The sequence below is a fragment of the Bacteroides sp. D20 genome (assembly GCF_003436255.1).
Lineage (GTDB): Bacteria > Bacteroidota > Bacteroidia > Bacteroidales > Bacteroidaceae > Bacteroides > Bacteroides uniformis.
Genome location: NZ_QSOO01000020.1, coordinates 56,964 through 81,304 on the forward strand (window position 1 = coordinate 56,964; position 24,341 = coordinate 81,304).

Annotated in this window: 30 protein-coding genes; 26 read left to right on the plus strand and 4 right to left on the minus strand. The window is 46.4% G+C overall.

The features are described from left to right. Positions 1 to 18 precede the first annotated feature (18 nt). The 15 genes from rplR (at position 19) to DXD78_RS17965 (ending at position 8,322) form a co-directional block, all read left to right on the plus strand. Positions 19 to 363: a 50S ribosomal protein L18 gene (rplR, locus tag DXD78_RS17895; protein WP_005656518.1), complete on the plus strand. Its 345-nt coding sequence runs from the start codon at positions 19 to 21 to the stop codon at positions 361 to 363. Positions 364 to 368: 5 nt separating this feature from the next. Then, positions 369 to 887 carry a 30S ribosomal protein S5 gene (gene rpsE, locus DXD78_RS17900; RefSeq protein ID WP_005825693.1) on the plus strand — a complete coding sequence of 173 codons (519 nt, stop codon included), beginning with the start codon at positions 369 to 371 and terminating at the stop codon, positions 885 to 887. A gap of 11 nt (positions 888 to 898) precedes the next feature. Then, positions 899 to 1,075: a 50S ribosomal protein L30 gene (gene rpmD / locus DXD78_RS17905; RefSeq protein ID WP_004291222.1), complete on the plus strand. Its 177-nt coding sequence runs from the start codon at positions 899 to 901 to the stop codon at positions 1,073 to 1,075. A gap of 30 nt (positions 1,076 to 1,105) precedes the next feature. Next, a complete protein-coding gene (rplO, locus tag DXD78_RS17910; protein WP_005825692.1) occupies positions 1,106 to 1,552 on the plus strand; it encodes a 50S ribosomal protein L15 in 447 nt (148 codons plus the stop codon). Between the two features lie 4 nt (positions 1,553 to 1,556). Further along, the gene (secY, locus tag DXD78_RS17915; protein WP_005825690.1) at positions 1,557 to 2,900 is read left to right on the plus strand and encodes a preprotein translocase subunit SecY; all 1,344 of its coding nucleotides are present in this window, start codon (positions 1,557 to 1,559) and stop codon (positions 2,898 to 2,900) included. 13 nt (positions 2,901 to 2,913) lie between these two features. Next, positions 2,914 to 3,714: a type I methionyl aminopeptidase gene (gene map, locus DXD78_RS17920; RefSeq protein ID WP_005825687.1), complete on the plus strand. Its 801-nt coding sequence runs from the start codon at positions 2,914 to 2,916 to the stop codon at positions 3,712 to 3,714. Between the two features lie 9 nt (positions 3,715 to 3,723). Further along, positions 3,724 to 3,942: a translation initiation factor IF-1 gene (gene infA, locus DXD78_RS17925; RefSeq protein ID WP_002558052.1), complete on the plus strand. Its 219-nt coding sequence runs from the start codon at positions 3,724 to 3,726 to the stop codon at positions 3,940 to 3,942. A 9-nt stretch (positions 3,943 to 3,951) separates the two neighbouring features. Then, entirely contained in the window at positions 3,952 to 4,068 is a 117-nt protein-coding gene (ykgO, locus tag DXD78_RS17930; protein ID WP_002558051.1) for a type B 50S ribosomal protein L36, read from the plus strand. Positions 4,069 to 4,102: 34 nt separating this feature from the next. After that, on the plus strand, positions 4,103 to 4,483 hold the full coding sequence (gene rpsM / locus DXD78_RS17935) for a 30S ribosomal protein S13 (RefSeq protein ID WP_004291218.1): 381 nt from the start codon (positions 4,103 to 4,105) through the stop codon (positions 4,481 to 4,483). An 11-nt stretch (positions 4,484 to 4,494) separates the two neighbouring features. Further along, positions 4,495 to 4,884: a 30S ribosomal protein S11 gene (gene rpsK / locus DXD78_RS17940; RefSeq protein WP_002558049.1), complete on the plus strand. Its 390-nt coding sequence runs from the start codon at positions 4,495 to 4,497 to the stop codon at positions 4,882 to 4,884. Between the two features lie 117 nt (positions 4,885 to 5,001). Beyond that, on the plus strand, positions 5,002 to 5,607 hold the full coding sequence (gene rpsD, locus DXD78_RS17945; protein ID WP_009037300.1) for a 30S ribosomal protein S4: 606 nt from the start codon (positions 5,002 to 5,004) through the stop codon (positions 5,605 to 5,607). Positions 5,608 to 5,618: 11 nt separating this feature from the next. Next, positions 5,619 to 6,611 (plus strand): DNA-directed RNA polymerase subunit alpha, encoded by a 993-nt coding sequence (locus DXD78_RS17950; protein WP_005825683.1) that lies wholly within the window; start codon positions 5,619 to 5,621, stop codon positions 6,609 to 6,611. A 3-nt stretch (positions 6,612 to 6,614) separates the two neighbouring features. Continuing rightward, a complete protein-coding gene (gene rplQ, locus DXD78_RS17955) occupies positions 6,615 to 7,118 on the plus strand; it encodes a 50S ribosomal protein L17 (RefSeq protein WP_005825680.1) in 504 nt (167 codons plus the stop codon). Positions 7,119 to 7,259: 141 nt separating this feature from the next. After that, a complete protein-coding gene (locus DXD78_RS17960; protein ID WP_005825677.1) occupies positions 7,260 to 7,673 on the plus strand; it encodes a hypothetical protein in 414 nt (137 codons plus the stop codon). Between the two features lie 109 nt (positions 7,674 to 7,782). After that, complete coding sequence (locus tag DXD78_RS17965) at positions 7,783 to 8,322, plus strand: hypothetical protein (RefSeq protein ID WP_005833536.1); 540 nt, start codon at positions 7,783 to 7,785, stop codon at positions 8,320 to 8,322. 40 nt (positions 8,323 to 8,362) lie between these two features. Here DXD78_RS17965 and DXD78_RS17970 read toward each other — a convergent pair whose 3' ends face one another. Next, entirely contained in the window at positions 8,363 to 10,261 is a 1,899-nt protein-coding gene (locus DXD78_RS17970; RefSeq protein ID WP_009037299.1) for a MutS family DNA mismatch repair protein, read from the minus strand. Positions 10,262 to 10,387: 126 nt separating this feature from the next. On the opposite strand from DXD78_RS17970, the gene DXD78_RS17975 reads away from it, so the two are divergent. Further along, a complete protein-coding gene (locus DXD78_RS17975) occupies positions 10,388 to 11,032 on the plus strand; it encodes a DUF6563 family protein (RefSeq protein ID WP_034529315.1) in 645 nt (214 codons plus the stop codon). Positions 11,033 to 11,036: 4 nt separating this feature from the next. After that, positions 11,037 to 11,489, plus strand: a complete 453-nt coding sequence (locus DXD78_RS17980) for a DUF6078 family protein (RefSeq protein WP_009037297.1) — start codon at positions 11,037 to 11,039, stop codon at positions 11,487 to 11,489. A gap of 229 nt (positions 11,490 to 11,718) precedes the next feature. Here DXD78_RS17980 and DXD78_RS17985 read toward each other — a convergent pair whose 3' ends face one another. Both DXD78_RS17985 and DXD78_RS17990 read right to left on the minus strand, forming a co-directional pair. After that, on the minus strand, positions 11,719 to 12,339 hold the full coding sequence (locus DXD78_RS17985) for a lysine exporter LysO family protein (protein WP_117652908.1): 621 nt from the start codon (positions 12,337 to 12,339) through the stop codon (positions 11,719 to 11,721). Further along, the gene (locus DXD78_RS17990; RefSeq protein WP_005825664.1) at positions 12,336 to 12,614 is read right to left on the minus strand and encodes a LysO family transporter; all 279 of its coding nucleotides are present in this window, start codon (positions 12,612 to 12,614) and stop codon (positions 12,336 to 12,338) included. The genes DXD78_RS17985 and DXD78_RS17990 overlap by 4 nt, the downstream gene beginning before the upstream one ends. A gap of 433 nt (positions 12,615 to 13,047) precedes the next feature. On the opposite strand from DXD78_RS17990, the gene DXD78_RS18000 reads away from it, so the two are divergent. Next, positions 13,048 to 13,398, plus strand: a complete 351-nt coding sequence (locus DXD78_RS18000) for a lipocalin family protein (protein WP_005825659.1) — start codon at positions 13,048 to 13,050, stop codon at positions 13,396 to 13,398. Positions 13,399 to 13,425: 27 nt separating this feature from the next. Here DXD78_RS18000 and DXD78_RS18005 read toward each other — a convergent pair whose 3' ends face one another. Continuing rightward, the gene (locus DXD78_RS18005; RefSeq protein ID WP_016271991.1) at positions 13,426 to 14,163 is read right to left on the minus strand and encodes a hypothetical protein; all 738 of its coding nucleotides are present in this window, start codon (positions 14,161 to 14,163) and stop codon (positions 13,426 to 13,428) included. 311 nt (positions 14,164 to 14,474) lie between these two features. Between DXD78_RS18005 and DXD78_RS18010 the strand changes: the two genes are divergently transcribed. The 8 genes from DXD78_RS18010 (at position 14,475) to DXD78_RS18045 (ending at position 24,240) form a co-directional block, all read left to right on the plus strand. Then, entirely contained in the window at positions 14,475 to 16,457 is a 1,983-nt protein-coding gene (locus DXD78_RS18010) for a urocanate hydratase (RefSeq protein ID WP_009037295.1), read from the plus strand. A 146-nt stretch (positions 16,458 to 16,603) separates the two neighbouring features. Beyond that, a complete protein-coding gene (gene ftcD / locus DXD78_RS18015; RefSeq protein WP_005825654.1) occupies positions 16,604 to 17,494 on the plus strand; it encodes a glutamate formimidoyltransferase in 891 nt (296 codons plus the stop codon). 63 nt (positions 17,495 to 17,557) lie between these two features. Continuing rightward, entirely contained in the window at positions 17,558 to 18,811 is a 1,254-nt protein-coding gene (gene hutI / locus DXD78_RS18020; RefSeq protein WP_009037294.1) for an imidazolonepropionase, read from the plus strand. A 48-nt stretch (positions 18,812 to 18,859) separates the two neighbouring features. Next, on the plus strand, positions 18,860 to 19,489 hold the full coding sequence (locus tag DXD78_RS18025; protein WP_034529111.1) for a cyclodeaminase/cyclohydrolase family protein: 630 nt from the start codon (positions 18,860 to 18,862) through the stop codon (positions 19,487 to 19,489). After that, on the plus strand, positions 19,486 to 20,982 hold the full coding sequence (hutH, locus tag DXD78_RS18030) for a histidine ammonia-lyase (protein WP_005825651.1): 1,497 nt from the start codon (positions 19,486 to 19,488) through the stop codon (positions 20,980 to 20,982). Before DXD78_RS18025 ends, hutH begins: the two co-directional genes overlap by 4 nt. A 155-nt stretch (positions 20,983 to 21,137) precedes the next feature. Further along, complete coding sequence (locus DXD78_RS18035; RefSeq protein ID WP_005825647.1) at positions 21,138 to 21,800, plus strand: TetR/AcrR family transcriptional regulator; 663 nt, start codon at positions 21,138 to 21,140, stop codon at positions 21,798 to 21,800. A 27-nt stretch (positions 21,801 to 21,827) separates the two neighbouring features. After that, complete coding sequence (locus DXD78_RS18040; RefSeq protein ID WP_005825645.1) at positions 21,828 to 23,186, plus strand: TolC family protein; 1,359 nt, start codon at positions 21,828 to 21,830, stop codon at positions 23,184 to 23,186. Positions 23,187 to 23,223: 37 nt separating this feature from the next. After that, positions 23,224 to 24,240: an efflux RND transporter periplasmic adaptor subunit gene (locus DXD78_RS18045; RefSeq protein WP_016271985.1), complete on the plus strand. Its 1,017-nt coding sequence runs from the start codon at positions 23,224 to 23,226 to the stop codon at positions 24,238 to 24,240. Positions 24,241 to 24,341 lie beyond the last annotated feature (101 nt).

Genomic DNA, 24,341 nt, shown 5'->3' on the forward strand with positions numbered 1-24,341 from the left:
ATTTAAATTGATATTATTATGACAACAAAAATAGAAAGACGAATTAAGATCAAATATAGAGTACGCAACAAAATTTCAGGTACTACTGAATGCCCGCGTATGAGTGTATTTAGAAGTAACAAGCAAATCTATGTTCAGATTATCGATGACTTGTCCGGTAAGACATTGGCTGCCGCTTCTTCGTTGGGTATGACTGAAAAAATGCCTAAGAAGGAACAAGCTGCTAAAGTAGGTGAACTGATTGCGAAAAAAGCTCAGGAAGCAGGTATTACTACTGTTGTTTTCGACCGTAATGGTTACTTGTATCATGGGAGAGTAAAAGAGGTGGCTGATGCTGCCCGTAACGGTGGACTTAAATTTTAATCATTATGGCAGGACTTAATAATAGAGTTAAGATTACAAACGATATAGAGCTGAAAGACAGATTGGTTGCTATTAATCGTGTAACCAAAGTAACCAAAGGTGGTAGAACTTTTAGTTTCTCTGCTATTGTGGTAGTAGGAAACGAAGAAGGCATCATCGGTTGGGGCCTTGGTAAAGCTGGTGAAGTAACCGCTGCTATTGCCAAAGGTGTTGAATCTGCAAAGAAAAACCTGACAAGAGTGCCTGTACTGAAAGGTACAGTTCCTCACGAACAGTCTGCAAAGTTCGGTGGCGCTGAAGTATTTATTAAACCGGCTTCTCACGGTACTGGTGTTGTTGCTGGCGGTGCAATGCGTGCCGTATTGGAAAGTGTTGGTGTAACAGACGTTTTGGCTAAGTCAAAAGGTTCTTCCAACCCGCACAACTTGGTAAAGGCTACTATCTTGGCATTGAGTGAAATGCGCGATGCTCGTATGGTTGCCCAGAACAGAGGAGTTAGTATGGAAAAAGTATTTAGAGGATAAGGAGGAAGAATATGTCGACTATAAAGATTAAACAAGTTAAAAGTAGAATTGGTGCTCCTGCTGATCAGAAGAGAACTCTCGATGCACTGGGACTTCATAAGTTGAATCGTGTGGTTGAACACGAATGCACTCCTTCAATTCTTGGAATGGTGGATAAGGTTAAACACTTGGTTACCATTGTTAAGTAATTATTTGTTGAATATAAAACGAATTACAATATGAACTTAAGTAATTTAAAACCTGCAGAGGGATCTACTAAAACAAGAAAGAGAATTGGACGTGGTCCGGGTTCTGGCTTGGGAGGTACTTCTACTAGAGGTCATAAAGGAGCTAAATCAAGATCTGGATACTCTAAGAAAATCGGTTTTGAAGGTGGTCAGATGCCTCTTCAACGTCGTGTACCTAAGTTTGGCTTTAAAAATATCAATCGTGTAGAGTATAAGGCTATCAACTTGGATACAATTCAGAAATTGGCTGAAGCAAAGAACTTGCAGACTGTAGGTATCAGTGACTTCATTGCTGCTGGTTTCATTTCTGCAAGCCAGTTGGTAAAAGTATTAGGTAACGGAACTTTGACTGCTAAGTTGGATGTACAAGCACATGCATTTTCTAAGACTGCTGTTGCTGCCATCGAAGCTGCTGGTGGACAAGTAGTAAAACTCTAATTCAATGAGAAAAGCTATTGAAACATTAAAGAATATATGGAAAATTGAGGATCTGAGACAACGGATCCTCATTACCATATTGTTTGTGGCAATCTACCGTTTTGGTTCGTATGTCGTTTTGCCGGGTATCAATCCGTCAATGCTGACACAATTGCATCAACAGACAAGCGAAGGTCTTTTAGCCTTGTTAAATATGTTTTCCGGAGGAGCATTTTCCAATGCCTCTATTTTTGCATTGGGTATCATGCCGTACATCTCTGCCTCCATTGTGATTCAGTTGCTGGGTATTGCGGTTCCGTATTTCCAGAAATTGCAGCGCGAAGGTGAGAGTGGTAGAAGAAAAATGAATCAATATACTCGTTATCTGACGATTCTTATTCTTTTGGTTCAGGCTCCTTCTTATTTGCTCAATCTTAAGATGCAGGCTGGTCCTTCTTTAAATGCTTCATTAGATTGGACTCTGTTTATGTTTACTTCTACCATTATTTTAGCGGCTGGAAGTATGTTTATTTTGTGGCTTGGTGAGAGAATTACGGATAAGGGTATCGGTAATGGTATTTCGCTGATTATCATGATTGGTATCATCGCCCGTCTGCCACAGTCCTTATTCCAGGAATTGATTTCCCGTATGACGGACAAGACTGGTGGTCTGGTAATGTTCTTGATTGAGCTTGTTGTTCTGCTGGTTGTTATTGCATTCGCTATTCTTTTGGTGCAGGGAACTAGAAAGATTCCTGTACAATATGCGAAGAAGATCGTGGGTAACAAGCAATATGGCGGTGCTAGACAGTATATTCCTTTGAAGGTGAATGCTGCTAACGTGATGCCTATCATTTTTGCTCAGGCTATCATGTTTATTCCTATCACTCTTGTTGGGTTCTCAAATGTAAATGATGCAAGTGGTTTCGTACGTGCATTGACTGATCATACAAGCTTTTGGTATAATTTGATTTTTGCAGTGTTGATTATATTGTTTACGTATTTCTATACTGCAATTACTATTAACCCGACTCAGATGGCTGAAGATATGAAGAGAAACAATGGTTTTATTCCGGGTATCAAGCCAGGAAAGCAAACTGCTGAGTATATTGACGTGATTATGTCGCGTATTACTTTGCCTGGTTCTTTCTTCTTGGCCTTGGTTGCCATTATGCCTGCGTTTGCCGGTATATTCGGTGTGAAAGCTGAGTTTGCTCAATTCTTTGGCGGTACATCTTTGTTAATCCTTGTGGGTGTGGTGCTTGATACTCTCCAGCAGGTAGAAAGTCATTTGTTGATGAGACACTATGACGGTTTGCTGAAATCCGGACGTATTAAAGGCCGCAGTGGTAATGTAGCTGCATATTAATCTTTTTTGAAGAATGATATTTCTTAAAACAGAAGATGAAATAGAGCTGCTCCGCAAGAGTAATTTGCTTGTTGGAAAGACGTTGGCTGAGATAGCTAAGGTTATAAAGCCCGGAGTGACAACAAAAGAGCTGGATAGGGTGGCGGAAGAGTTCATCAGAGACAATGGTGCTGTTCCAACCTTTAAAGGTTTTCCTAATCAATATGGCGATCCGTTTCCAGCTTCTATTTGCACATCTGTAAATGACCAGGTGGTACATGGTATTCCGGGAGATGATGTGGTACTGAAAGATGGTGATATCGTGTCTGTTGATTGTGGTACTTACATGAATGGCTTTTGTGGCGACTCAGCCTATACGTTTTGTGTAGGTGAAGTTGACGAAGAAGTCCGCAAATTACTGAAGGTTACTAAAGAAGCATTGTACATAGGGATACAGAATGCCGTTCACGGCAAGCGGTTGGGTGATATCGGTTATGCGATACAGCAGCACTGCGAATCTAATTCTTATGGTGTGGTGCGTGAGTTTGTGGGTCACGGAATAGGCAAGGAAATGCATGAAGATCCTCAGGTTCCCAATTACGGAAAGCGTGGTTATGGGACAATGCTGAAGAAAGGCTTGTGCATTGCCATTGAACCGATGATAACTTTAGGTAACCGACAAATACTCATGGAGCGTGATGGCTGGACGGTGAGGACAAAAGACCGCAAGTGTGCAGCTCATTTTGAACATACGATAGCAGTCGGCACTGGTGAAGCTGATATATTGTCATCATTCGAGTTCATTGAAGAAGTATTAGGAGATAAAGCAATTTAAGAAATTAATATGGCAAAGCAATCTGCAATAGAACAAGATGGAGTTATAGTTGAAGCATTGTCTAATGCAATGTTTCGTGTTGAATTAGAAAACGGACATGAGATTACTGCACATATTTCCGGTAAGATGCGGATGCATTACATCAAAATCCTGCCAGGGGATAAAGTAAGAGTCGAAATGTCTCCTTACGATTTATCGAAAGGAAGAATTGTATTTAGATATAAATAAAATTAAGATATGAAAGTAAGAGCATCCTTAAAGAAACGTACGCCAGAGTGTAAGATCGTTAGACGTAATGGCCGTTTGTATGTTATTAACAAGAAAAATCCTAAGTATAAACAACGTCAAGGATAATATTATTATTTTTGCAAAAAAAATAATTTAGTATATGGCTATAAGAATAGTTGGTGTCGATTTGCCTCAAAACAAGAGAGGTGAAGTTGCGTTGACCTATGTATATGGTATAGGTCGTAGTAGTTCAGCAAAAATTTTGGATAAAGCAGGTGTTGACAGAGACCTGAAAGTAAAAGACTGGACGGATGATCAGGCTGCCAAGATTCGTGAGATCATTGGTGCAGAGTATAAGGTTGAAGGTGATCTTCGTTCTGAAGTTCAATTGAACATTAAGCGTTTAATGGATATCGGTTGTTATCGTGGTGTTCGTCATCGTATTGGTCTTCCAGTAAGAGGTCAGAGCACAAAGAACAATGCCCGTACTCGTAAGGGTAGAAAGAAAACCGTTGCTAATAAGAAAAAAGCTACTAAATAATAATTGTTGATATGGCAAAAAAAACAGTTGCAGCAAAAAAGAGAAATGTGAAGGTTGATGCTAATGGACAGTTGCATGTTCATTCATCTTTTAACAACATTATTGTTTCTCTGGCAAACAGCGAAGGTCAGATCATTTCTTGGTCTTCTGCCGGAAAGATGGGTTTTAGAGGTTCAAAGAAGAACACTCCCTACGCAGCACAGATGGCTGCTCAAGATTGTGCTAAGATAGCATACGATCTTGGCTTGAGAAAGGTAAAAGCATATGTGAAGGGCCCGGGTAACGGACGTGAGTCTGCTATTAGAACTATCCACGGTGCAGGTATCGAGGTTACTGAAATCATTGACGTAACTCCGCTTCCGCACAACGGTTGTCGTCCTCCGAAAAGACGTAGAGTTTAAAATTTACCTTTAATAGAAGTGAGACTTGATTTTGTTATTGGATTGTAAACTTTCTCTCTGCAATCGCGGCTGCAACAAACCCAAGTTCATGAATAAACAATTAAATATTTAAAAGAAATGGCTAGATATACTGGACCAAAATCAAGAATAGCCCGTAAATTCGGTGAAGGTATCTTTGGAGCAGATAAAGTATTGTCAAAGAAGAACTATCCTCCCGGACAGCACGGTAATTCCAGAAAGAGAAAGACTTCTGAATACGGTGTTCAACTTCGTGAGAAACAGAAAGCCAAATATACTTATGGCATTTTGGAAAAACAATTCCGCAACTTGTTTGAGAAGGCTGAGACTGCTAAAGGTATTACTGGTGAAATCCTCCTTCAATTGTTGGAAGGTCGCCTTGACAATATCGTATTCCGTTTGGGTATTGCTCCTACTCGCGCAGCTGCTCGTCAGTTGGTGAGCCACAAGCACATTACTGTAGACGGTGAGGTTGTGAATATTCCTTCTTATGCAGTGAAACCGGGTCAGGTGATCGGTGTTCGTGAAAGATCCAAATCATTGGAAGTTATCGCTAACTCACTGGCTGGCTTTAACCATAGCAAATATCCTTGGTTGGAATGGGATGATAACTCTAAGGTAGGCAAATTGCTGCATGTACCTGAAAGAGCAGACATTCCTGAAAACATTAAAGAGCATTTGATCGTAGAATTGTATTCTAAATAATAATTAATTTCATGGCGATATTAGCATTTCAAAAACCTGATAAAGTATTAATGTTGGAAGCGGACTCTAGATTCGGAAAATTCGAATTTCGTCCGTTGGAGCCCGGTTTCGGTATTACCGTGGGTAATGCACTGCGCCGCATCCTGCTTTCTTCATTGGAAGGTTTTGCTATCACTACTATCAAGATAGACGGTGTTGAGCATGAATTTTCCAGTGTTCCGGGGGCAAAAGAGGATGTTACTAACATTATCTTGAATCTGAAACAAGTGAGATTCAAGCAAGTAGTTGAAGAATTCGAGAGTGAGAAAGTAAGTATTACAGTCGAGAATTCAAGTGAATTTAAAGCAGGTGACATAGGTAAGTATTTGACTGGATTTGAAGTGTTAAATCCTGAATTAGTTATTTGTCATTTAGATTCAAAGTCGACTATGCAGATAGATATTACGATCAACAAAGGTCGTGGTTATGTTCCTGCTGACGAAAACCGCGAATATTGCACCGATGTGAACGTAATTCCTATCGATTCTATTTATACTCCGATACGTAATGTGAAGTATCAGGTAGAGAACTTCCGTGTAGAGCAGAAGACCGACTACGAGAAACTGGTACTTGAGATTACTACCGACGGTTCCATTCATCCGAAAGAAGCCCTGAAAGAAGCTGCAAAGATTCTGATTTATCACTTCATGCTTTTCTCTGACGAGAAGATCACGCTGGAAACAAATGATGTTGACGGCAATGAAGAGTTTGATGAAGAAGTATTGCACATGCGTCAGTTGCTGAAGACCAAGCTCGTTGATATGGATCTCTCTGTACGTGCCCTCAACTGTCTGAAGGCTGCAGATGTAGAGACTCTTGGTGACTTGGTACAATTCAACAAGACGGATTTGCTGAAATTCAGAAACTTCGGAAAGAAATCGCTTACCGAGCTTGATGATTTGCTGGAAAGTCTGAATCTGTCGTTTGGAACTGATATTTCTAAATATAAATTAGATAAAGAATAAAAAATGAGACATAATAAGAAATTCAACCATTTGGGTCGTACTGCCTCTCATAGAAACGCTATGTTGGCTAATATGGCGTGTTCTTTGATTAAGCACAAAAGAATCACTACGACCGTTGCAAAGGCTAAAGCTTTGAAGAAGTTTGTTGAGCCTTTGATTACAAAGGCTAAAGACGATACGACTAATTCCCGTCGTGTTGTATTTAGCAATTTGCAAGACAAGTATGCTGTAACTGAATTGTTTAAAGAAATCTCTGTGAAGATTGCTGATCGTCCGGGTGGTTACACTCGTATTATCAAGACTGGTAACCGTTTGGGTGACAATGCTGAAATGTGCTTCATTGAACTCGTTGACTACAACGAAAACATGGCTAAGGAAAAGGTTGCCAAGAAGGCTACTCGTACCCGCCGTTCAAAGAAAGCTGCTGCTACTGAAGCTACTCCTGCTGCAGAAACTGCTGCACCAGTTGCAGAAGCTCCTGCTGCTGAGGAAGCTAAAGCTGAATAATTCAACTATTCTTTTTATATATAGAAGCCGTTCCAATTTGTTTGGAGCGGCTTTTTATTTCCTATAAATCATCCAAGAAACATTAAAAGATGTGTGCATTAAACAAATTCCTGAAAGAAACTGTTATATTTGCACATAGATATGGCTAAATTCTTAAGATTCATAGGATTCATGGTGCTTGCATTGGCTTTATGGCAGACTGTAAGCGATACATTTGCCAATAAAGCGGCGAGTGGTGGGAATGTTGTGAGTGAGAATACTATTGCCGTACATGAGCAGACTGATGCCTATATTGCGATGCCTCAATTGCCTTATCTGCCGGATGCAGAGCTGGCGGGCATGGGTGGACAATTACATTCGCTGACGTACTCCCGTATACAGCGTATTTCTACCACGGAATATATATTTTCTTTAAAGGACTGGATTGACAAACTGGCCCAGCGAGCGGCTGTTTTGTCTCTGCATCGTGAGAAACTCTATGATGCCACTGCCTATTATCGTTGCCAGCCGGTGTGCGAATATTACATTTTCACACTAAGGCGTATTCTCATTTAGTGTTTTATTGAATTTTCCTTTTTCCCTTGTGTATGGTCAGACTATGTGTTTTTGCAGGGAAATACTGTATTTTCTATTTCTAATAAATTCATTAAAACATATTATAATTATGGCAACTCAAACTATTGACGCAACTCTTTTTGCGTCTTCACATCCCGATATTGTAAAGCGTACCAGTGTTTCAGGACTTATCTTTTCAGTAGCTATGCTGCTGGTCGGTGTTTTTATTTTTGCATCCATTTTTGAGATGAGTGATAAATCTTCCACTCTCAGCATGGCTTTGATGGTGCTGGGTACGGCATTCGTCTTGCTTGGCGTGTTCCGTCTGTTTTGGAAATCGAAGGAAGTGGTCTATTTGCCGACGGGCAGTGTGACCAAGGAACGCAGTGTTTTCTTCGATTTGAAATATTTGGGCAAACTTACAGATATGATTGAGAATGAACAGCTGAATGGCGAGACTGAAATAAAAAGTAGCGGCAGTGGAAATGTGCGCATGGATGTCATGATTTCGCAGGACAATAAATTTGCGGCTGTACAGTTGTATCAGTTTGTGCCTTACACGTATACTCCGGTAACTTCCGTACGCTACTATACGGGTAGCGATGCGGTTGCAGTATCTACTTTCCTGGAGAAATGTAAAACAGCATAATCAGTCAAAGAGTTAGACTTGACTTTAACTGTGGTGGGGATTAGTCGGCAACGGCAATCCCCATTTTTTTCATCAGGAAGCAGGCGTTCATATTCTGGGCGATGCCTGGGCGCAAGCGGTAGGAGAAGGTCAGTTCATTGTCTGTAATGTCTGCTTCGAAGCGATAGTTGCGGATGTCATCGGGGAAGAGGTCGATGAGTGTTCCCAGCAGCAGGTCGTGGGTGGCAATGATGCCATTGGCCTGCAAAGTCATGAATTGCTTGATAAGGGAAAAGGAGCCTTTCTGCTTGTCCATGGAGTTGGTACCTTTCAGAATTTCGTCGAGGATGATGAAAAGCTCCTCACCAGCCTGCAGCTTGTCTATGATGAGTTTCAGACGTTTGAGTTCGGCAAAGAAGTAGGACTCGTTGTCGTTCAGTGAATCCGAGGTACGCAGGCTAGTGATGAGCCGGGCCGGGCATATTTCCATTTGGCGGGCACAGACGGGGGCGCCGATGCAGGCAAGGAGGTAATTGATGCCCACCGTACGCAGATAGGTGCTTTTCCCTGCCATGTTGGCGCCGGTGACGATGATGAAAAACGGTCGTTTCACCATGTCGATGTCATTGCGGACACAGCGGTCACGGTTCATCAGCGGATGGCCCAGGGCTTCGGCACGGAGACGGAAGGAGGAAGGGGCATTGATGGGTGCTTCCGTTTCAGAATTGCTTTCTTCTTCTTTATTTAGGTTTCCTTTTCCCTTTCTTTCCGCTTGAACTATCTTTGGGTAAATATAGTCCGGATGATTATAGGCAAATGTTGCCAGTGAGTTGAGCGCATCCATTTGTCCGATGGCATCGAGCCACCCGGGCAGTTCAGCGGCATATTGCTCTTTCCAGGCTTCAATGCGCATGATTTGACGCAGTTCCCAGAAGAAGAGGCCGTTCAGAATGACGTACATAAAGACATTGTTGCGTTGGTCGAGTTCATCCATGAGCTTGTTCAGCCTGCTGATGGAGTGGGAGGCTTTCCGTTTTTCTCCGTCAATCTGTTGTCTTATCTCTTTGAGCAGGGTGGCTTGTGCAGGCTGCTTTTCCATGAGGTGGAGCAGGGCGGCGTAGGTGGAGAGAATTTGCAGTTTTTTGCCATAGATGGCCTGCATCTTGGTGACTTTGCCAGTGAAGCCGAAGCCGGCGATGACGAAGCAGGTCCAGATGATGCCGTAGATACTTGCGGACAGAATTCCTGCCATGACGAGTGCGAGGCAGATGAGGTTGGCTCCCGTCACCAGTACCGGCAGGAGGCGCAGTAATTTCCGGCTCCGGAAGATGCTCGGACTTTCCGCCCATTGGCACAGTTCTGTTTCATCGGCGGCTTTTCCTTTGTACAGCAGGCCGAGGATACGGAAGCGCTGACGGAATTTCAGTTCCGGAGCCAGTTCACTGACGGCTTCTTGTCGGCGGATGATTTCTTCCTTTCTCTCGAGATGTTTCCCCAGCCAGTGGGCGAGGCGGTGTTTCCCGGGCTGTGTGCAGGTACGGTTGATGTACTGGAAAAGGGAATGCGGACCGAAAACATCCAAATCATAGGTGTAGAGATGGGTGGGGTCGATGTATGCTTCGCCGTCATCGAAAGAAGACGTATCGTAATCCAGAGCGGCGAGTTCCTGCTCGTTGATTTCCATCTTCTTTTCCAGATAGTCCTTGCGATGGAACAGCCGGTTGTGGTATTTCATTAAAAATAGGAACGGCAGTAGGGTGATGAGGGCAATGCAGGCCAGTATACCCCAGCTCTCGCTCCAGAAATAGATAATTCCTACTACTCCTGCCACAAATAGCAGCAGGCGCAGGCTGCCGATGCGGTAAATCTTCTGTTGTACTTTATTCAGTTCTTGTCTTGCCTCTTCTGCCGTGTTGCGGTAGACGGCGCTGATTTTATCTATCGTATTTATTTGCTCCATACATGTTAAGTTTAAGGCAAAGATATACATTTCCAATTGTTTTTTCCGCGATTTTTTGTCTACTTCCGATAAAAAATGTACCTTTCGCTCACTAAAACAAAGTTTCAGAAAAGAGGAGGTTGGGATATGAAGAAGAGTTGGTTGTCAGGCGTTCTGATGTTGCTGGCGGTTTTGCCGGTGGGGGCGCAACAGGTAATGTATTCCAATCTGAAAGAGTTGGTGGAGAACCGTGGCGATACGGTTACCACACTGAAGATTGAGAAGCGTACAAAGAACCAGATTTACCTCATGGGCGGTGCCGATTATCGTATTACGGTAGACGACAATCCCGGTCTTTGCCGTTATTTGAAGTCCCGTTGTTATGCTGTACGGGTAGATACCTCGCTTTATGTCAATTGCCGTAAGATGCGCTATAAGCGTTATCGCTTCGGGCAGTGGTATGCACCTGCCATGTGGCTCGGCGGCAAGGTTTACTTCTGTGCACAGCCTGTGGGACAAGCAGCCACCAGTACCATGACTCCCGATGATGCCACACGATTGGGCGGTGAAGTGGGAGACGCCATCAATGCTTCGGGACTGGTGCATGCCCGCGTCTATTACGAACTGAATCCCGAAACCGGAAAGTCCGAGTTCGTGGGACGTGAGCGAATGATGCAATTGCTTGCCGGATACCCGACACTGCACGCCGAATTCGAGAAAGAAACAAGCGAGTCGGCAGAGGTCATCGGCAAGTATCTGCGTGCACTCCGTCCATTAATCACTAATCATTAATAAGATGATATTATTGCAAGACGTGCCCGATGGGTACGAATACTGCTTTGCGGGTAACGGAAAGTGCCCCAAAGCCTCTTCCTGCCTGCGGGCGATAGCGGCACAACTGTTGTCCGAGAGTGAAGGCCCCCAGCCACAGTCCGTTCGTGCGGTGAATCCTTTTTATGTCGGCAGCTTGTCCGGGTCCTCCACTTGTGCCCGTTACCGCTCCAGCGAGCAGCTGCACTATGCCCGCGGTATGACACGCCTTTTCGACGAAGTACCCACCAAGCTGCTTTTCACCGTGCGCCATCGCGTGATGGGATGCTTCTCTTGCGAACGCTATTACTATCATTGCCGCAAGGGCGAGCGCCCTATCTCTCCCGAAGAACAGCAGCGGATAGCCCGGGTATTCAATGCGGTAGGCATAGGCACCAAGCCTAAGTTCGACCACTACGAGTATGCGGTAGCTTGGTGACCGGCTGCAAAGTCACTGCACACCTTTTGCAGCGTCACTGCAAACCCGTTGCAGTCGCGCTGCAAAGCAGTTGCAGTATCACTGCAAATAGGTATGCAGTGATGCTGCAAACGGTATGCAGTGGCACTGCAAAATGCATGCACTCACTTTGCAGTGAGAAGTCGCTGTTGTTCACGTTGTTACAGTATGAATACAATGAGGCCTTATCTCCCTCTTTTCGGCCTGCTGTTTACAGATTGCAGAAGAAGGATACGAATACCGGTACACTCATATCAATTAATATTCCGTGGAATATAGCGATAGGAATCACGTCCTTTCCGGAATATTGGGTGATGGAGGGTAGAAGTACATCCATCGAATTGACCCCTGTCGCCGATATAGGTGCCAGTTTGCCGAAATATTTCCGGATGAGCGGTGCACCCAGCAAAGCCATCATTTCACGGAAGATATTGGCAAGCAGGGCGATGGTGCCCAGCTCCGTGGCGAGTTGCAGGCCTATGGAAGGTTCCTTGAATTGCGTAATCAGAATGGAGGAAAGCGAATAATAAGCAAATCCGCTACCCACCGCCATGCAGTCGAACACACTCCATTGGCTCAACAGCAGACTGGCGAAGGCGGAGAACAACAGCGTTCCCACAATGGTGGCCATCGGCACCAAAAGCATTTTGGGCCGCAGGCTCTTGACCAGCTCCTTCAGTTTCTTGTTGCTCCCGATGCCGATGCCCACCTGGAACATCAATGCATAGAGCACATACATGGATAAGTCGTGCAGGTCGAACTGAAAATCATTGGCTACTCCCATCAGGCAGCCGGCACAGAAAAATGCAACAACCGTCAAACTTCCCTTCATCTCTTCTCTCCTTTCTTGAAAAATAGGTGAAACACCATCAGTGAGGCCAGCATGCTGCCTGTAATGCTCAGTGAGGCCAGTACGGCGGCCTGCCACCCGAATCTTCCCAGATTGTCAACAATCAGACGGTTGGAGCCGATGGATACACCGAGTACAAAGAGCAGCAGTAAGATGGTGAGCGAGGCGCTTTTCTCCACTTTTTGCAACATTTGTACGTTACGCATCAGGTATCCGATACCGATTCCTATAAACATGATAGATATAATTGTAAACATAAGTTTTCTTCTTCTTTTTGGTGAATACATAGGTTAGTCCGGTTTTTCCGAATGGAAACCCCATACACGGCATTTCTCCCTCCTTTTCTCGGTAAGGGAAGTGCAAAATAGTAAAATGTAAATTGCAGGGTAGTTAAATGAATCCGCTGAACCAATGTACGTGCACTATGAAATGGCCGCATAAGGTCTTGTTGCCCCATGCAGCATTGCGCGTATTGTATGTTGTAGTTAAGGACTGGTTCATATCGTTTTTTGAATTTCGGCGCAAAGGTAATGCTAGCTTGAATAATTTCCAAATAAATATTCATAATTTGTTTTGTGAAAAGACTCTTCAATATATGGAAGCTCCCGTAAAAACATTATTTTTGCAGGAACATAGAGGAAATACAAGAGTTCCTTTGTTTAGAAATATAGTTTTAAAAAGAAAAGAGACATGAAAAGATTGAGAGATTTAACTGCTGTTCTTGGCATGGTTGCTTTGACTGCTTGCAACAATGCCTCCATTGAAGGCTCTTGGGTGGAGCCGGTTCCGGGAATGTCCGGTATGCAACAAGGTTTCGTTCTTGATGGGGACGGAAGCGCCTCTTCCATTAACATGGCCACCTTGAAATATGAGGCATGGAAAAAAGTAGGAAACCGGTTGTTACTTTCAGGTACCAGCATCGGCAATCACCAGAATATTTCTTTTACGGATACGCTGACAATAGAAAAACTGACGCAGGACAGTCTGACTCTTAAAAGAGGAGAGCTACTCTTGAGGTATGCCAAAACCAACGAAGACTGAATAAAGAAAAAAATGCTTTGATTTTGGTTATTTAGTCTCGGGGCTGGGTTTCAAGAAGTCGTTCCGGCTCATTCTTCTCAGATGCTTCTTTTTGCTTCCGTCATCAATGACGAGGGTCAGCGAATCGCTCCATTGTTGGAGAGAAGATAGAGAAGAGATATCGCATGATACGGTACGGAAGTGATGGCTTGTTTTTGTCCATCCGTCGGGAATGCGCGGATTGTAGCAAAGTTGCAGTCTGAGCGTGTCCGGTTCCTGCTTGGTTGCGTCGTATACCAGATTCACTTCTCCGTTGTGGATTTCGCCGTTTATGTGGTTGAAGGTGGAGAATCCGGCCTGTAAATCCACATAGCCGTAAGAGGCATAATCTATAGACAATGATTGGGGAATAGTACAATTTTCATTGCCGGTGATGTGTCCGGCATCCGCTTCCTCCTGGGTGAGGGGATGAACTGTTTCGTATGCCTCTATTGTATAGACCTGCGCATTGTCGATATATTTCATGCCATTGGTAGAGGTGGTCCAGTCGTCTTCTGTGTAATAAAAGTTGAAGTAACCCCGTTCCTTGCCGGCAAGTTCCTTGCTGTGCGAAACAACCAGACCGGCATAGTGTCTCTGGTAGCAGTAGAAACCGTTTTCTGCATCTCCCACGATGGTGGCCACGTTGGCAAATCCTCTGGAACCGTCGTCCTTCATAAGGTCTGTGCAACTAGCACAGCTAAGCATGCCGATTGTCAGGATGATACTTGATAGTAAGTTTTTCATAGTTATATTCTTTTGGCTTTTAATGATTTTATCTCGTCTTTTTTTGGAAGAGTTTCACAAATATAGAGATTATTTTGATAAAATGTAGTGTGTGGAGGCAAAAACATCTGAAATGTTTGCAGGTTCTGGGATAATCTCTGATAAAAGCGTTGTAACAAACAGCGGGGGGCGGGCGAAGTGTTTTGGTCGGTTTCTGACTAAAAGATAAATAATCCTGGCATTCCATTGCGAATATCGGGATTTATTTCTATATTGCGGCAAATATAGCCTTCGTGGGCTGACACTTTGTAAATCCTTAATCTTTATAGGACATGGAGATAACCTTAAGTAAAACACTGCCTTCCTATCCTTCCTTTGTCGAGGGCATCCGGCGGGCACCCGACCGTGGCTACACCCTTACCCCTGCGCAGACGGCTACGGCATTGAAGAACGCTTTGCGCTACATCCCCAAAGAACTGCACGAAACCCTTGCCCCGGAGTTCATGGAAGAGTTGCGTACACGCGGTCGTATCTACGGCTACCGCTACCGCCCGCAGGGCGACCTCAAAGCGAAACCCATCGACGAGTACAAGGGGAACTGCATTGAAGGCAAGGCATTCCAGGTGATGATTGACAATAATCTTTGTTTCGACATCGCCCTTTATCCGTATGAATTAGTTACCTATGGTGAGACGGGACAGGTCTGCCAGAACTGGATGCAATACCGGCTCATCAAGCAGTACCTCGAAGTGTTGACGCGCGAACAGACACTGGTCATCGAAAGCGGGCATCCGTTGGGGCTTTTCAAGTCCAAGCCCGAGGCACCCCGTGTCATCATTACCAATGCGCTGATGGTGGGGCTCTATGATAATCAGAAGGACTGGCACACCGCTATGCAGATGGGTGTTGCCAACTACGGCCAGATGACTGCCGGCGGCTGGATGTACATCGGTCCGCAGGGCATCGTGCACGGCACGTTCAACACGTTGCTGAATGCAGGCCGTCTGAAACTGGGCATTCCGCAGGACGGCGATTTACGCGGACGCTTGTTTGTTTCTTCCGGTCTGGGAGGCATGAGCGGTGCGCAGCCCAAAGCTGCCGAGATGGCAGGGGCGGCGGCAATCATTGCCGAGGTGGATGCTTCCCGCATCGAAACCCGCCATACCCAGGGTTGGGTGGGACACGTTACGGATTCTCTGGAAGAAGCCTTCTCGCTGGCTCGACAAGCTATGGACGAGTGTCACCCGGTTTCTGTGGCCTATCACGGCAATGTCGTCGATTTGCTGGAATATGCGGTGCAGAAGCAGTTGCACATAGATTTACTTTCCGACCAGACTTCCTGCCATGCCACCTATGAGGGCGGTTACTGTCCCGCCGGACTGACGTTTGGGCAGCGTACCCATATGCTGCACGAGAATCCGTCGAAGTTCCGGTGTCTGGTGGATGCTTCCTTGGAGCGTCATTTCAAGGCTATAAAAAGGCTGGTGGAACACGGCACGTACTTTTTCGATTATGGGAACTCCTTCATGAAAGCCGTCTACGATGCCGGCGTGAGCGAAATTGCTCGGGACGGAGATGATAAGAACGGCTTCATCTTTCCCAGCTATGTGGAAGACATAATGGGACCGGAACTGTTTGATTATGGTTATGGTCCGTTCCGCTGGGTGTGCCTCAGTGGAAAACATGAAGACTTGGTGAAGACCGACCGTGCGGCGATGGAATGTATCGACCCTACACGTCGCGGGCAAGATTTGGATAACTATAATTGGATTCGTGATGCGGAGAAAAACAACTTGGTGGTAGGCACGCAGGCTCGTATTCTTTATCAGGATGCCGTGGGACGTATGAATATAGCTTTGCGCTTCAATGAAATGGTGCGTAAGGGAGAGGTCGGCCCCATTATGTTGGGACGCGACCATCACGATGTCAGCGGTACAGACTCTCCATTCCGTGAAACATCCAATATCAAGGACGGCAGTAATGTCATGGCAGATATGGCGGTGCAGTGTTTTGCTGGAAACTGTGCGCGTGGTATGAGCTTGGTGGCCTTGCACAATGGAGGTGGCGTAGGTATCGGAAAAGCCATCAACGGCGGTTTCGGCATGGTGTGCGACGGCAGTGACCGGGTAGACGAAATCCTGCGTTCCGCTATGTTGTGGGATGTGATGGGTGGTGTGGCCCGCCGTTCGTGGGCACGCAATCCGCATGCCATGGAGACGAGCGAGGAGTTTAACCGTACGCATGCAGACGGCTATCATATCACGATGCCGTATGTGGCTGATGAGAAGTTGGTGCAGAAAGTGGTGAAGGAGTAAGTAAAGTGATGATTTCATTTTTTAGACGCGGATAACGCGGATTTTTTCTTTCAAAAGAATCCCGACGTCTCTGTATTCCGATAAAAAGAATCCGCGTCATCTGCGTCTGAAAAATCAGAGTATATATATTTTTTTTAAAGAGCATTATGAATAAGATTATGGAATGCGTCCCCAATTTCAGCGAAGGGCGCGATTTGCAGAAGATAGATAAGATAGTAGCTCCTTTTCGGGGCAAACAAGGTGTGAAACTGTTGGATTACAGTAACGATGAAGACCACAACCGCCTTGTGGTGACCGTAGTGGGCGAGCCGGAACCGCTTCGTGATGCTGTGCTCGAAGCTATCGGCGTGGCGGTAGAGCTGATAGACCTCAATCACCATCAGGGACAGCATCCTCGTATGGGTGCTGTAGATGTAGTACCTTTTATCCCCATCCGGAATGTGACGATGGAAGAAGCCGTTGCCCTCTCCAAAGAAGTGGGCAAGGAGGTTGCAAAACGTTACAGTCTTCCCGTCTTCTTATATGAAAAGTCTGCTTCTGCCCCTCATCGGGAGAATTTGGCTGCTGTCCGTAAAGGGGAGTTCGAAGGTATGGCCGAGAAGATAAAGCAACCGGAATGGCATCCCGACTTCGGACTGGCCGAACGTCATCCCACCGCAGGCACAGTGGCTATCGGTGCCCGCATGCCTTTGGTGGCTTATAACATCAACCTCAATACCCCCAGTCTGGAGATAGCCCATGACATCGCTAAGAAAATCCGTTTCATCGGCGGAGGACTGCGTTATTGCAAGGCAATGGGAGTGGAGTTGAAGGACCGCGGCATCACGCAGGTATCCATCAACATGACGGACTATACCCGCACCGCCCTCTACCGTGCCTTCGAGCTGGTGCGTGTGGAAGCCCGCCGCTACGGCGTCAGCATTGTGGGCAGTGAAATTATCGGTCTGGTGCCGATGGAGGCCTTGATAGATACAGCGTCCTACTATCTGGGATTGGAGAACTTCTCCATGGAGCAAGTCTTAGAAGCACGAATGTAACCGAATTAAATAGTACTAACTTAATTCCCCTCCCTACGGGGGAGGGGTTAGGAGAGAGGCTTTATGACAGAAAACCTTATTATATTCAATACCCGTGTAGTGACCCCCCTCGGCTTTTCTGCCCGTTGCGGCAAGGAGATGGAGCAACTGAGCATCATCGACAATGCTACGGTGGAAGTGACCGACGGTGTCATCACCTACGTCGGTCCCAACCGTGGAGAGGAGCGTGACGGCTATTATCAGCACTACTGGCATTACAATGCCCGCGGCAAGTGTCTGCTACCCGGCTTTGTGGACTCACACACACATTTTGTGTTTGGTGGCGAGCGTGCCGAGGAGTTCTCCTGGCGTTTGAAGGGAGAGAGTTACATGTCCATCATGGAACGTGGAGGAGGCATCGTGAGTACGGTGAAAGCTACCCGTGCATGCAATTTCATCCAGCTGCGCAGCAAGGCGGAGGGCTTTCTGAAGCAGATGAGTGCTATGGGAGTGACTACCGTAGAGGGAAAGAGCGGCTACGGTCTGGACAAGGAAACCGAGCTCCTGCAGCTTCGGGTGATGCGTAGCCTTAATAATGACGAGCACAAGCGTGTAGACGTTGTCTCCACTTTTCTCGGTGCACATGCTGTGCCTGCAGAATACAACGGACAGACGGACGAGTACGTGGACTACATTATCCGCGAAGTGATGCCCGTAGTGGTTCATAATAATTTGGCAGAGTTCTGCGATGTCTTCTGTGAGCAGGGCGTTTTCTCCATCGAGCAGTCCCGTCGCCTTTTGCTGGCAGCCAAGGAAATGGGACTTGCCTTGAAACTCCATGCCGACGAGATTGTACCATTAGGGGGTGCCGGACTGGCTGCTGAACTTTCTGCCGTCTCTGCCGACCATCTGCTGCATGCTTCGGATGCGGACATCCGCGCCATGGCCGACAAGGGAGTTGTGGCGACCCTTCTTCCGCTGACAGCCTTTGCTTTGAAGGAACCCTATGCTCGTGGGCGCGAAATGATTGATGCTGGTTGTGCCGTGGCCCTTGCCACCGACCTCAATCCGGGCAGTTGTTTCTCCGGTTCCATCCCCCTGACATTTGCCTTGGCGTGCATTTATATGAAAATGAGTATTGAAGAGGCCATCACTGCTCTGACCTTGAACGGTGCGGCCGCTCTGAACCGTGCGGACAGCATTGGTAGTATCGAGGTGGGTAAGAAAGGAGACTTCGTAGTGCTCAATACGGATAATTATCACTTTTTACCTTATTATGTAGGTATGAATTGTGTCAATACCACCATAAAGGGGGGAGTGCTTTATCCTGTACTTTAAGAAGTGCTGATATCCCCTCTTAATCCTTAATCTTTAATATTTAATATCATGTTAGTTGATTTGACAGTAAAGGAATTTTTGAATAAAGTGGCGGGTAGCGATCCCGTCCCCGGTGGCGGTAGTATTGCCGCTTTGAACGGTGCTATTGCTTCTGCTCTTGCCGCTATGGTTGCTAACCTCACCATCGGTAAGAAAGGTTATGAACTTCACGAAGAGCTGATGCGCCATATCTCCGGAGTTGCCTTGCAGCAAAAGGAGGCTTTTGTAGCAGATATAGACCGCGACTCTGAAGCCTACGACAAGGTGTTTGCCTGCTTCAAGATGCCGAAAGCTACGGATGAGGAAAAGGCGGCGCGCAGCGTTGCCATCCAGGAGGCTACCAAGCTTGCCGCCCTTGTTCCCATGCAGGTGGCACGCAGTGCGTATGAGCTGATGACGGTCATCATGGATGTAGCCCGCCTGGGCAACCGCAATGCCGTTACGGATGCTTGTGTGGCTATGATGTCTGCCCGTTCGGCTGTGCTGGGCGCACTGATGAATGTACGCATCAACCTGGGTTCGCTGAAGGACAAGGAGTTTGTGTCCAAGCTCCAAAGTGAAGCCGACGAATTGGAACGCCTGGCTTGTGCGAAAGAAAAGGAATTGTTGGACGAAATCAATCAAGAGCTGAAAGTATGAACAATGTCTATTATGTAGGTTCCGGTGAGTTGACCTTCGACCTCATCGAACGTATCATCAATGAAAACCTGAAACTGGAGCTGGCTCCGGAAGCCAAGCTGCGAATACAGAAGTGCCGCGATTATCTGGACAAGAAGATTGCGGAGTCGGAAGAACCCTTGTATGGCATTACCACCGGTTTCGGTTCATTGTGCAGTAAGAGCATTTCGTCGGACGAGCTGGGCACCTTGCAGGAAAATCTCATCAAGAGCCATGCTTGCAGTGTGGGCGAGGAGATACGCCCGGTCATCATCAAACTGATGATGTTGCTCAAGGCGCATGCCCTCTCTTTGGGGCATAGCGGTGTGCAGGTCATCACCGTGCAGCGCATCCTCGATTTCTTCAATAACGACGTGATGCCTATCGTTTATGACCGTGGCTCACTGGGCGCCTCCGGCGACCTGGCTCCTCTGGCCAACCTCTTCTTGCCGCTTATCGGTGTGGGCGATGTCTATTATAAAGGAAAGAAGCGCGAGGCTATCAGTGTGCTCGATGAGTTCGGTTGGGAACCGGTGAAGCTGATGAGTAAAGAGGGATTGGCATTACTCAACGGCACCCAGTTTATGAGTGCCAACGGTGTCTTTGCTCTTCTCAAAGCCTTCCGTCTCTCCAAGAAAGCCGACTTGATTGCCGCCCTCTCCCTGGAAGCTTTCGACGGGCGTATAGATCCGTTTATGGACTGTATCCAGCAGATTCGTCCACACAAGGGCCAGATAGAAACAGGTGCCAACTTCCGCAAACTATTGGAAGGCAGCGAGCTGATAGCCCGTCCCAAGCAGCATGTACAAGACCCTTATTCGTTCCGTTGCATCCCTCAGGTGCATGGGGCCACGAAAGACGCCATCCGTTACGTGGCTTCCGTCCTGCTGACGGAAATCAATTCTGTGACGGACAATCCCACCATCTTCCCCGATGAGGACCGTATCATCTCGGGCGGTAACTTCCACGGCCAGCCGCTTGCCATTTCCTACGACTTTCTCGGCATTGCCCTGGCAGAGCTGGGCAATATATCCGAGCGGCGCATCGCCCAGCTTATCATGGGGCTGCGTGGACTTCCGGAATTCCTTGTGGCCAATCCCGGTCTGAACTCCGGTTTCATGATTCCGCAATATGCTGCCGCGTCTATGGTAAGCCAGAATAAGATGTACTGCTATGCCGCCAGCAGCGACTCCATCGTTTCCTCCAACGGGCAGGAAGACCATGTCAGCATGGGTGCCAATGCAGCTACTAAGCTTTATCGCATTATGGACAATCTGGAGCATATCCTTGCCATCGAACTGATGAATGCCGCTCAAGGCATCGACTTCCGCCGTCCGGCAAAGACTTCTCCCGTTCTGGAGCGTTTCCTGCACGAATATCGCAAGGAAGTCCCTTTTGTGAAGGAAGACATTGTGATGTATAAGGAAATCCATAAGACAGTCGCTTTCCTCAACCGGACAAAGTTTGATTATTAGGAACTTCCCAATAAATCTGCCAGAAACATAATAATTATTAATCTGTTAACAATAAGAAAGGAAACTTAATTGGCGAATTGAGTTTTCTTTCTATATTTGTCCCGTTTTATTCCGATAATGAATAAAAATAGTTTTAGTTTAGAAAGGGAAGAAAAATGGGCGAACACACGAAGCATTCAACATCACGGGTGGAACTGAGGGAACGTATCATTCTGGCCGCCGTAGAATTATTTACAACAAATGGAATAAAAAGTATCACGATGGATGAGATTGCCGCATCTTTGGGTATCTCTAAGCGCACTCTCTACGAAGTTTTTCCGGACAAGGAAACCTTGTTGGAAGAATGTATCCTGAAGTCCCAGAAGGATGGTGATATTTTTGTGAAAGGAGTAATAGAGACTTCCAGTAACGTATTGGAAGTTTTGTTGAGATGTTATCAGTGGAGCATAGAGCGTTTTCATGCCACGAACAAGAAGTTTTTTGAGGATATCAAGAAATATCCCAAGGCTTATCAGTTGATGAAGAACAATCGGAACCGGAGCTCGGAAGATACAGTGAACTTCTTCAAAGAGGGCGTGAAGCAAGGCATTTTTCGTGATGATGTGAATTTCGCCATTATCAATCTGCTCGTGCGCGACCAGCTCGATTTGCTGATGAATTCGGACATCTGCAATGAGTATTCTTTCCTTGAAGTGTACGAATCTATCATGTTTACTTTCTTGCGCGGTATCTCTACGGAGAAGGGTGCCCGTGTCCTGGAGGACTTTATCTGCGAATATCGCAAGAATCAGGTAAAGCCGGATGAAACGAAGGAGTAGTTTTAATAAATAATCTATTTTTGATTTATGAAGATGCAGAGATTTTGGGTAGGAAGAGCACTACTGTTGGCAGTTGCTGTGCTGTATGCCGGCGGCTATGTGCGCGCACAAGAGGCAAAGGATACCCTGACCCTGACCCTTGACCGTGCCTTGGAGATTGCTTTAAGCGACAATCCTACCATAAAGGTGGCGGAGGAAGAAATTGCTTTGAAGAAAGTGACTCACAAGGAAACCTGGCAGAACTTGCTTCCGCAGGCAAGCATTGACGGTACGTGGAATCATACCATCAGTGCGGCACAGATGAATCTTGGCGGACAGTCGTTCAAGATGGGTATGGACAATTCGAATACGGTAAGCGGGGTGCTGAATATCAGTTTGCCCATATTCGCCCCTAGCGTATATAAGGCCATGTCGATGACGAAGACAGACATTGAACTGGCTGTGGAAAAGTCACGGGCTTCTAAGCTGGACTTGGTGAACCAGGTAACTAAGGGTTACTATCAGCTGATGCTGACGCAAGACTCCTACGATGTGTTGCAGAAGAGCTATAAGCTGGCGGAAGACAACTACAACATTGTCAATGCCAAGTATCAGCAGGGTGCCGTCAGTGAGTTCGATAAAATCAGTGCCGAGGTGCAGATGCGCAGCATTAAGCCGAATGTGATTTCGGCGGGTAATGCCGTGACGTTGTCCAAGTTGCAGTTGAAGGTACTGATGGGGGTAACGGCCGATGTGGATATAGAGATTGCCGACAATCTCGGCAACTATGAGACGGAGCTGTTTGCCAATGAACTGAATCAGCCCGCTGCCAATCTGAACAATAATACGACGATGAAGCAGTTGGACTTGAACCGGAAGATGCTCAATCAGAACATCAAGTCACTCCGTGCCAACTTCATGCCTACTTTGGGTATGAACTATTCTTACCAGTACCAGTCACTCTACAACGAGGATTGGAACATCCTCGATTATAATTGGAGCGGAAGTTCCGCACTGATGTTTACGCTGAGTATTCCTTTGTATAAGGCAAGCAATTTCACCAAGCTCAAGTCCAACCGTATTCAGATACGTCAGTTGGAGCAGAACCGTCTGGACACAGAGCGAAAGCTGAACATGCAGATTACCAGCTACCAGAACAACATGGCTGCCAGTTCCGAGCAGGTTGTCAGCAACCGCGAGAATGTGATGCAGGCACAGAAAGCTGTGCAGATTGCCGGTAAACGCTATGAGGTAGGCAAAGGTACGGTGTTGGAACTGAACACATCACAAGTGCAGCTTACGGAGGCTGAACTGACTTACAATCAGTCCATCTATGATTATCTGGTAGCGAAGGCTGACCTTGACCAAGTGCTGGGAAAGGATTATATTGCAGAGAACGAAGAATGAAGAACTAAGAATGAAGAATAGAAATAAGAACAACGATATGAAAAAAGGTTTTCAATGGATGGCCCTGCTGGTTGTTGCCATGTTGGGGGCATGTAGCGGAGGTAGTGATAAAGCTGCTGCTGAGAAGGTGGACGAGAAGCCGAGGGTGAAACTGGCCGAGGTGTCGTCCCGTCCCGTGGAACAGATTCAGGAATACACCGCTACGGTGGAAGCCGAAGTAAAAAACAATATTGCTCCCTCTTCTCCGGTGCGTATAGACCGCATCTTTGTGGAGGTGGGCGACCGCGTGTCGAAAGGCCAGAAGCTGGTCAGCATGGATGCTGCCAATCTGAAGCAGATAAAATATCAGTTGGACAACCAGCAGATAGAGTTCAAGCGTATTGACGAGTTGTATAAGGTAGGCGGTGCCTCCAAGTCGGAGTGGGATGCCGCCAAGATGAATCTCGACATCCGTGAGACTTCCTATAAGAATCTCTTGGAGAACACCTCGTTGCTCAGTCCCATTAACGGGGTGGTGACGGCACGCAATTACGATAACGGAGATATGTATAGCGGTGGAGAACCGGTACTGGTAGTGGAGCAAATCACTCCGGTAAAACTATACATCAACGTATCCGAAGGCTACTTTACCAAAGTGAAGAAGGGCGCTCCCGTATCCGTGAAAGTAGATGTCTATGGTGACGAGGAGTTCGAAGGCAAAATCAGCCTTGTTTATCCTACCATCGACCCGGCTACCCGTACTTTCCCGGTAGAGATACAGCTTGTCAACCGTGATCAGCGCGTACGTCCGGGAATGTTTGCCCGCGCCACGCTGAACTTCGGAACACAGGACCACGTGGTTGTTCCCGACCTGGCCATTGTGAAGCGTGCCGGTTCAGGCGACCGCTATGTCTATGTCTACAAGGACGGCAAGGTGTCTTATAATAAGGTAGAGCTTGGCCGTCGTATGGATACGGAGTATGAGTTGATTTCCGGTGTAGACAATAACTCTCAAGTTGTTATTGCTGGGCAGTCTAAATTAGCCGATGGTGTGGAAGTCGAGGTAGAAAAATAATATGGTAATGTGGTAATGTGATAATATGCTAATGTGCCGATGTAGCTACATTGCGCAGCCAATTAGCATATTAGCACATTGGCAAATTAAAGAATTAATCT

Bases quoted from the DNA above. Each gene is read 5' to 3' on its own strand.
- rplR (WP_005656518.1), top strand. From the start codon at position 19: ATGACAACAAAAATAGAAAGACGAATTAAGATCAAATATAGAGTACGC.
- rpsE (WP_005825693.1), top strand. From the start codon at position 369: ATGGCAGGACTTAATAATAGAGTTAAGATTACAAACGATATAGAGCTG.
- rpmD (WP_004291222.1), top strand. From the start codon at position 899: ATGTCGACTATAAAGATTAAACAAGTTAAAAGTAGAATTGGTGCTCCT.
- rplO (WP_005825692.1), top strand. From the start codon at position 1,106: ATGAACTTAAGTAATTTAAAACCTGCAGAGGGATCTACTAAAACAAGA.
- secY (WP_005825690.1), top strand. From the start codon at position 1,557: ATGAGAAAAGCTATTGAAACATTAAAGAATATATGGAAAATTGAGGAT.
- map (WP_005825687.1), top strand. From the start codon at position 2,914: ATGATATTTCTTAAAACAGAAGATGAAATAGAGCTGCTCCGCAAGAGT.
- infA (WP_002558052.1), top strand. From the start codon at position 3,724: ATGGCAAAGCAATCTGCAATAGAACAAGATGGAGTTATAGTTGAAGCA.
- ykgO (WP_002558051.1), top strand. From the start codon at position 3,952: ATGAAAGTAAGAGCATCCTTAAAGAAACGTACGCCAGAGTGTAAGATC.
- rpsM (WP_004291218.1), top strand. From the start codon at position 4,103: ATGGCTATAAGAATAGTTGGTGTCGATTTGCCTCAAAACAAGAGAGGT.
- rpsK (WP_002558049.1), top strand. From the start codon at position 4,495: ATGGCAAAAAAAACAGTTGCAGCAAAAAAGAGAAATGTGAAGGTTGAT.
- rpsD (WP_009037300.1), top strand. From the start codon at position 5,002: ATGGCTAGATATACTGGACCAAAATCAAGAATAGCCCGTAAATTCGGT.
- DXD78_RS17950 (WP_005825683.1), top strand. From the start codon at position 5,619: ATGGCGATATTAGCATTTCAAAAACCTGATAAAGTATTAATGTTGGAA.
- rplQ (WP_005825680.1), top strand. From the start codon at position 6,615: ATGAGACATAATAAGAAATTCAACCATTTGGGTCGTACTGCCTCTCAT.
- DXD78_RS17960 (WP_005825677.1), top strand. From the start codon at position 7,260: ATGGCTAAATTCTTAAGATTCATAGGATTCATGGTGCTTGCATTGGCT.
- DXD78_RS17965 (WP_005833536.1), top strand. From the start codon at position 7,783: ATGGCAACTCAAACTATTGACGCAACTCTTTTTGCGTCTTCACATCCC.
- DXD78_RS17970 (WP_009037299.1), bottom strand. From the start codon at position 10,261: ATGGAGCAAATAAATACGATAGATAAAATCAGCGCCGTCTACCGCAAC.
- DXD78_RS17975 (WP_034529315.1), top strand. From the start codon at position 10,388: ATGAAGAAGAGTTGGTTGTCAGGCGTTCTGATGTTGCTGGCGGTTTTG.
- DXD78_RS17980 (WP_009037297.1), top strand. From the start codon at position 11,037: ATGATATTATTGCAAGACGTGCCCGATGGGTACGAATACTGCTTTGCG.
- DXD78_RS17985 (WP_117652908.1), bottom strand. From the start codon at position 12,339: ATGAAGGGAAGTTTGACGGTTGTTGCATTTTTCTGTGCCGGCTGCCTG.
- DXD78_RS17990 (WP_005825664.1), bottom strand. From the start codon at position 12,614: ATGTTTACAATTATATCTATCATGTTTATAGGAATCGGTATCGGATAC.
- DXD78_RS18000 (WP_005825659.1), top strand. From the start codon at position 13,048: ATGAAAAGATTGAGAGATTTAACTGCTGTTCTTGGCATGGTTGCTTTG.
- DXD78_RS18005 (WP_016271991.1), bottom strand. From the start codon at position 14,163: ATGAAAAACTTACTATCAAGTATCATCCTGACAATCGGCATGCTTAGC.
- DXD78_RS18010 (WP_009037295.1), top strand. From the start codon at position 14,475: ATGGAGATAACCTTAAGTAAAACACTGCCTTCCTATCCTTCCTTTGTC.
- ftcD (WP_005825654.1), top strand. From the start codon at position 16,604: ATGAATAAGATTATGGAATGCGTCCCCAATTTCAGCGAAGGGCGCGAT.
- hutI (WP_009037294.1), top strand. From the start codon at position 17,558: ATGACAGAAAACCTTATTATATTCAATACCCGTGTAGTGACCCCCCTC.
- DXD78_RS18025 (WP_034529111.1), top strand. From the start codon at position 18,860: ATGTTAGTTGATTTGACAGTAAAGGAATTTTTGAATAAAGTGGCGGGT.
- hutH (WP_005825651.1), top strand. From the start codon at position 19,486: ATGAACAATGTCTATTATGTAGGTTCCGGTGAGTTGACCTTCGACCTC.
- DXD78_RS18035 (WP_005825647.1), top strand. From the start codon at position 21,138: ATGGGCGAACACACGAAGCATTCAACATCACGGGTGGAACTGAGGGAA.
- DXD78_RS18040 (WP_005825645.1), top strand. From the start codon at position 21,828: ATGAAGATGCAGAGATTTTGGGTAGGAAGAGCACTACTGTTGGCAGTT.
- DXD78_RS18045 (WP_016271985.1), top strand. From the start codon at position 23,224: ATGAAAAAAGGTTTTCAATGGATGGCCCTGCTGGTTGTTGCCATGTTG.